Genomic DNA, 6,291 nt, shown 5'->3' with positions numbered 1-6,291 from the left:
GCCCGCCGCAACATTTTTGGTTTTTATTATTTTGTGTAAGTCCCTAAAGCAATCTAGCTAACGCGCTCCATGAAACCATCTTGCTTAACAAGCATTGTAAACATCGCTTGCTGTCCTAAGTAGAGCAGATGTAAATCGGCTAACAATTTTTTAGCGGTATCTATGTCAATATTTTCAACCTGTTGGCAAAACATGGCATGGGAAAATTGTTTTTCAAAAGTTAAGTCACTCATTTATTTAATCCTCATAACTTGCTACAAAGTGTAAAGTAAGTAGGTAAGCACAATTAAATATAAAATCTTGAACCCATACCTCCTGCTGTGCGGCAGCATAAGTTTTGAATCTGGGTTTTAATTGCGCCAAGGTACTTATTGATGATTTTTCGTTGCAGACTGAATACTATCCTTTTAAAGATATAAATATTTTGCAGAATCTTCAATCACTTCTAAATTATCAAGAAGTAGTTTAGTAAAGCTGTCAACTGGTGTATTCATAATGCCTCCCTGTAATTACGCTGAGCCTCTATTGCTCTTTTCAAGTAAGCGAGGTACTTCAGTTTGTTTTCTTACCTTCTGCTGGGAAAGAAACCTGCACTTCAACGCTGTATATTTATCTTGACATCTTACGGTTTTAGATAGTGTTTAACCATCGTATAAATTGAATGGATTGTACTAGAATCATACAAGTCTTTACAATTAACTATATAGCTATAGCTGGCGCTATTAGGGCAAAGCCAAAAACCAAAAGAGAGTTACGGTGCAAAGCACCGTAACTCTCTTTTGGTTTTTATATCTTGACTTGATTGGCTATAGTTACTGAGTTAGTCCAGCAATAATATTAATACTCATTGCCACAATTGCAGTATTGAAGAAAAAAGAGAGCACACTATGCAATAAAGATAAACGCCTCAGCGATCGCGAAGTAATCTGGACATCTGAAACTTGACTAGTCATACCGATCACAAAAGAGAAATATAAAAAATCCCAATAATCTGGCTCAATATCCTCAGGGAAAGCTAGTCCTCCTGCTTTACATTCACTTTGAGTTTGGTGATCCTGATAATATTCATGAGCATAGTGCATTGCAAAAATCGTGTGAACGAGTAACCATGAGCCAATAATTGTGACCACGGCAAGAATTAGATGGGGAATTAAGATACTTATATCTTTTCCTTTTGTTTCTTTTAAGATAAATGCGATCGCAAATATGCTGGCACATGAAGCAGTGGTAACTATGCTCAAGATTACTAATCGTCCTTCATCTTGGCTTTGAGCATTACGGCGCATTGTTTTTGGCTTTGCTTGCACCATTAACGCCCAAGTTGCGGCTAAAAAACTGATCATCCCCGCATCCCATACACAGAGAATCTTTGTGGACAGGCTAAACCAAGATGGAAGTAAAACTAACACGATTAAAGCAACAAGGATGGATAAAATTAAGCGCGATCGCACTCTCCATCTGTGAGAAAGTTTATCTTTGACTATACTATCCAAAGTATTTATCCATCGTCAGGACTATCTAAAATAGATGCGTTAAACAGCATTACTCGCTGATCTGTGCCTTTAGATTTATACATAGCTCTGTCAACCTGTTTAAAAAGAATTTCAGCCGTTTCTCCATCTCTAGGACATATGGCAATTCCAATAGTGGCACTTATTGAAAGAACAATTCCGTCAAACTCACAAGTCTCAGAAATCCGATTAACCATCTTTTCAGCAAGACTAATCACATCGGATTCAAGATTGATATTTAATAAAACGCACACAAACTCATCTCCTCCCCATCGACTAACGATATCTTCTCCCCTAATAAAAGCTTGTAAACGTTTTGCCACAGTAATTAGGACTCTATCCCCAATGGCATGACCATAGGAATCATTAATGTTCTTAAATTTATCTAAGTCAATAAACATGAGGGCAAGCTTTCTATCATACCGTCTTGATTGAGTCAATCCATGCTCGAGACGCTGTTCTAGTAACAAACGATTTGGAAGTCCCGTTAGTGGATCGTGAAGTGCAATATGTATTGCACCTTTCTCTTTTTCTTGGGATTTTGATAAATCTGCACGTACCTCAAGTAGGTCATTTTTTGTTTCCCGCAGTTCAGATTCGATGTTGATTCTCTCAGCCACTTGCTTGGTGAGTTCGGCATTAACCTGTTGCAGATCTTCCGCAGCTTTTACTACCTTTTTCTCGGCTTCTTCGTTCTGAGCGATCACCTCATCGATAGTCGGAAATGGGGGCATGACCTTAGCATCATTTGTAAGGACTGCATTCACCGAACCAATTTGCCCAGCAGCCTCCTCTACATTTGCTTTGATTTCTTCGCTTTGATCGAGTACATTTTTAAGAGGAACTGCTTTGGCACTTATTGAATTATCTAATGCATCTGAACTAGCTTTAATCTCTTTATCCATATTGATTTTCCTATGCTAATAAAATTAAAGTAGATCTTCTGAGATTCCTACTAAGTCTCATTTACAACTACTATCGTAGTTATTCTGTTGTTTAAAATCGTGGTTTAGTTCCGTATAAATTGTATAAGTTGCATGAAAACATAACAAATATTTACAGTAAAAACAATCGGCTATGCAAAGCACAGCTAATCATTTCTTTTTTTTCGTGTCGAGATCGCTAGTCTCGCCAAGCTACTGAATTTTTGACACAATCAGACCAATAAGCACCAAAAGCCCTAATGCTCTCCGAAAGTAATTAACTCCTTGAAATAATTCTTCCCAAGCCCAAGTAAACAGAGAGCCAAAAGCGATCGCTTCTAATCCAATATTAACTTTGCCTGTTGTAAAAACTAGACGCAATAAACTAGCCACAATCCAAACTATGAGAGGTAAGTTGGGCATCTGAGCGAGAACGACTTTGCCTTCGCGATCGCGGAATATTTTATCGAGCAATGTGTTTTCCAAGTGTTTGATTTTGTTAAAAAAATATATATATTGAATCACTAAAGCATTAATTAGAGATAATATAATATGAAAACGAGTTATAAATAGGAACTTACTACTATCTCTAAGCGATCCCTACATGCATCACCAGCAGGAATTAAACAAGCCAAGCAGCAGTTTAATAGTAAAGGTTGGACTCAAGAGTATCTTGCCATTGAAGTCGGTATAAAAACACGTCAACCGATTTATCGTTTTTTTGCAGGGAAAGCAGTTGAGCGGTTTACCTTTTTTGAAATTTGTGCAAAATTAGATTTAGATTGGCGAGAGATTGCTTCCAATCCACCAGCAGAACCTAAAGATACTACTGCTGATGAACTTACGGTAGCTTCTAAGAGTTCTAATCTTGCTACAGTCCCTTCACTTCCTATCGTTCCTGTAGATGTTGATCAACGACATTTTGGACTTAATGAAAGCGTTCACCAGTATTGCGCTGAACGAGCTGCCCAAATCTTAGAGCGCAATCTCAACGAACTGCGTCTGATTACTTGCAATTTAGACGGTGGTTGTTCTCTTGCCGCAATCCACAATGGTCAGATCATTGATACGGCTAAAGGATTCACGCCTTTAGAAGGTTTGATGATTGATTATAGCTCTGGCTCAATTGACCCAAGTGTTTTGAGTGAAATGATGCGGCAAGATAACAACAAAGATGATTCTTCAAAGCGAGAAGTGGTTAAAGAATCGAATTTAATGGATGTTGCTCAAGCGTCAGAAGACCCGCGATCGGTAGCATCTGAGATTGAAACGGATAATTCTAGAGCAAAACAAGCCTTGGATATTTACATTCAGCGTTTGCGATCGTGCCTTGGTTCCATGTTGATGAGTTTAGGTGGTATGGATGGTTTGGTATTTACAGCTGAATTAAGTGAGAATACAGAGATCATCCGCGAACTTATTTGCCAATCCCTGAATTTTCTGGGATTAAGACTTGACTTAGAACAAAATCAAAACGATCCAACAGATTTAGATATTGCCACAACTAATTCTAAAGTCCGCGTGTTGGTGATTCAGCCTCAAGGAACTTAGAGCTTTTCCGCTCATTTTTACCCCGTAAAACTTCGCAAACATACTTTTAACTTCAACTTTATCTTCGCGATCGCCAAATATTTTATCAATCAACTTGAAAAATTCTGTTTGTTCTTAATGTGCATTGTGGAGACTCCTGTATCGTAAATAGACAAAATCAACAATCATTAGATGGGTAAGGCAAGACGGTATGCGGATATTGTTCCTATCCTGAAAAAAACTATCTTAGTGATAGCCATCGAGAGATGATAGATAAGCAATACAAAGGCTTACTAATACAGTAAGAACGAGATATTTTTTGATCGTAATAATTGATCGCATCGGGATTAATTGGAGCAATATATTTTAAATTGGCTCTCACATAGCATTCTCCTAAATCATCGAAAGTTAGAGGTCGGACGGGATAAGCTAACTCCTCTCTTGTGCCGATTACCCGCAACCAAGGTGAGCCATTATTATCTAAAACAATGGCATCATCGGCTGAGGTATGCGGATTGGGTACGCGACCATTTGCAGTTTGATTAAAAACAGCCGTAAGAATAGCCCCTCTAGGAATGCGCGACCTTATCTCTCCATTCGGGGTGTATCGACAATTTACAACGCCACCATTCATTTCTGATTCTACAAACTGAATAACTAGCCATTTTTTAACAGCATAATAACCACGATTTCCTTGTAAAAATATGCTATTAAAGTCTCCGTTACCATTAGGTTTCGGCACATCGGCTTCTTGTGCGATCGCCTTATCTTTAAAAATAAGCAAAGAAGAAATAATCGCTACTAACAAAATTGGTAGTTTGTACAAATTTAATTTTATGCTTCTTCTTCCTTTATTCATGTGCATTGGGGTGACTCTTATATTGCAAATAGACAAAATTAACAAGCATCAGGAATGTAGGAGCAGCAAGCCATAACCAAAAACCAAGTAACAACTTAGTTAATAGAATTTGACTATCAGGGCTACTTCCATTAGGTAAAGCAAACCAATATGCAGATATTGTTCCTATAAATCCGAGGATAGTTGCGGTAAGGGCAGCAGCTATAGCAAACTGATATTTCTTCTTTACAAAAAATACGCAGGAAAGCCAATAGAGTGGATTTGCTAACCAGCCGATCGCGGGTATTTGCAGAAATAACAATCCGAGTACACCCCAAGCGGTAACTTCAATCCCTCTCATATCAATCATGACACCTGAATGTGATGTTTTGTAATTGACGATCTCAAAGGCAAGTGCTGGGAAAATTAGTCCCATTATATATAGCGATAAAGATACTCCTAATAGAAATAAACGATGCTTGAAAAAAGGTGTTTTTTTCATAAAATGTAACCTAATTAGAATCTTCTAAACTATGCTGTGTGGGAGGGGCAGCGCGAAGCGCTGCCCCTCCCACACTCTAGATCAATACCTACGCTGCAAATTCATAGCTAATCTTGGTGATTTCCCCCTTAAAATAGAGTCGAAGCCCTTCTGGATGCTCCCAGCCCACTTCACCTTCTAAGGGAATCCGCATTCCATTACGAACAGAATATTCCCTGAAATTACCTACCCAAGGCATAAACATCAATTTGTCACCAACTACACTATAACAACGGGATTCAGCTCGCATACTGGTAATTAACCCTTCAGCATCAAACTGAAACACGACCGAGGCAGTTGTTTTGCCATCGGTCAAAGTGGCTCGGCTAGAATGCTGATCGATCGCTTCCCAGACCACACCCTGACTAGGCAGCAACGATGTCGGATACCAAACTGCTTCCGCAAAGAAACGCAATAATTCGCCTTGGTTTAATTCAGGAGTATTGTGCATTTTGGCAACCGTGAAAAGACCAAGTACTGAAGCTTGCAGAGTTCCTTCTCCTAGCAGATATGTATCATGGACAAATACCTTTATGAATGGAATCATCTGAATTTTTGCATCCCAGTCAAAGCCTAGTCTTTGTGTAATCACAAGTTGCGTAGCAGTAAACTTATGCCATTTATCTTCTGTTTCATTCATATGAAACTGTCCATGCTGAGAGAGTTCAACCTTTGCTACGATCGCTTGTCCAGCCTGAAGAACAGCTTTAAAAAATCGCTGTACAGGCTCTGGTAGACCTGTAATCTCTTTTGGATCGTAGGTTTTGGGCTGAATCGGTTGCTGTCCATTTGTCATTTTGACTCGTAATTTATCAGTCTCAGACTGCCAGCGATCGCTACCGTACATCGCAACGATCGCCAACAAAGCGACGATCAAGACGAGACCAATGACTATTGGTGGTAATTTCAACGAATAGCTCATAAACAGACCTAAGCTTATGCTAAATC

At 38.9% G+C, this 6,291-nt stretch carries 8 protein-coding genes; 1 reads left to right on the top strand and 7 read right to left on the bottom strand.

All coding sequences use genetic code 11. The features are described from left to right. Positions 1–53: 53 nt before the first annotated feature. The 4 genes from APA_RS00235 to APA_RS00220 form a co-directional block, all read right to left on the bottom strand. Positions 54–233, bottom strand: coding sequence for a hypothetical protein (locus tag APA_RS00235; protein WP_201320314.1), 180 nt, complete (start codon positions 231–233; stop codon positions 54–56). A gap of 579 nt (positions 234–812) precedes the next feature. After that, positions 813–1,493 (bottom strand): DUF1345 domain-containing protein, encoded by a 681-nt coding sequence (locus APA_RS00230; RefSeq protein WP_236579337.1) that lies wholly within the window; start codon positions 1,491–1,493, stop codon positions 813–815. A 5-nt stretch (positions 1,494–1,498) separates the two neighbouring features. Continuing rightward, positions 1,499–2,416: a diguanylate cyclase domain-containing protein gene (locus APA_RS00225; RefSeq protein ID WP_201320313.1), complete on the bottom strand. Its 918-nt coding sequence runs from the start codon at positions 2,414–2,416 to the stop codon at positions 1,499–1,501. A 231-nt stretch (positions 2,417–2,647) separates the two neighbouring features. Continuing rightward, a complete protein-coding gene (locus tag APA_RS00220) occupies positions 2,648–2,920 on the bottom strand; it encodes a hypothetical protein (protein WP_201320312.1) in 273 nt (90 codons plus the stop codon). 99 nt (positions 2,921–3,019) lie between these two features. On the opposite strand from APA_RS00220, the gene APA_RS00215 reads away from it, so the two are divergent. Further along, positions 3,020–3,985, top strand: coding sequence for a hypothetical protein (locus tag APA_RS00215; RefSeq protein ID WP_307837144.1), 966 nt, complete (start codon positions 3,020–3,022; stop codon positions 3,983–3,985). 220 nt (positions 3,986–4,205) lie between these two features. Here APA_RS00215 and APA_RS00210 read toward each other — a convergent pair whose 3' ends face one another. The 3 genes from APA_RS00210 to APA_RS00200 all read right to left on the bottom strand — a co-directional run bounded on the left by APA_RS00210 (position 4,206) and on the right by APA_RS00200 (position 6,265). Further along, positions 4,206–4,790: a hypothetical protein gene (locus tag APA_RS00210; RefSeq protein WP_201320311.1), complete on the bottom strand. Its 585-nt coding sequence runs from the start codon at positions 4,788–4,790 to the stop codon at positions 4,206–4,208. A 25-nt stretch (positions 4,791–4,815) separates the two neighbouring features. Beyond that, positions 4,816–5,304, bottom strand: a complete 489-nt coding sequence (locus APA_RS00205; RefSeq protein ID WP_201320310.1) for a hypothetical protein — start codon at positions 5,302–5,304, stop codon at positions 4,816–4,818. An 88-nt stretch (positions 5,305–5,392) separates the two neighbouring features. Beyond that, positions 5,393–6,265, bottom strand: coding sequence for a DUF6544 family protein (locus APA_RS00200; RefSeq protein WP_201320309.1), 873 nt, complete (start codon positions 6,263–6,265; stop codon positions 5,393–5,395). Positions 6,266–6,291: the final 26 nt, after the last annotated feature.

Origin of the sequence: Pseudanabaena sp. lw0831, from assembly GCF_016584665.1 — a bacterium.
Classification (GTDB): Bacteria; Cyanobacteriota; Cyanobacteriia; order Pseudanabaenales; family Pseudanabaenaceae; genus Pseudanabaena.
This window is presented reverse-complemented; position numbering and strand designations above follow the sequence as displayed.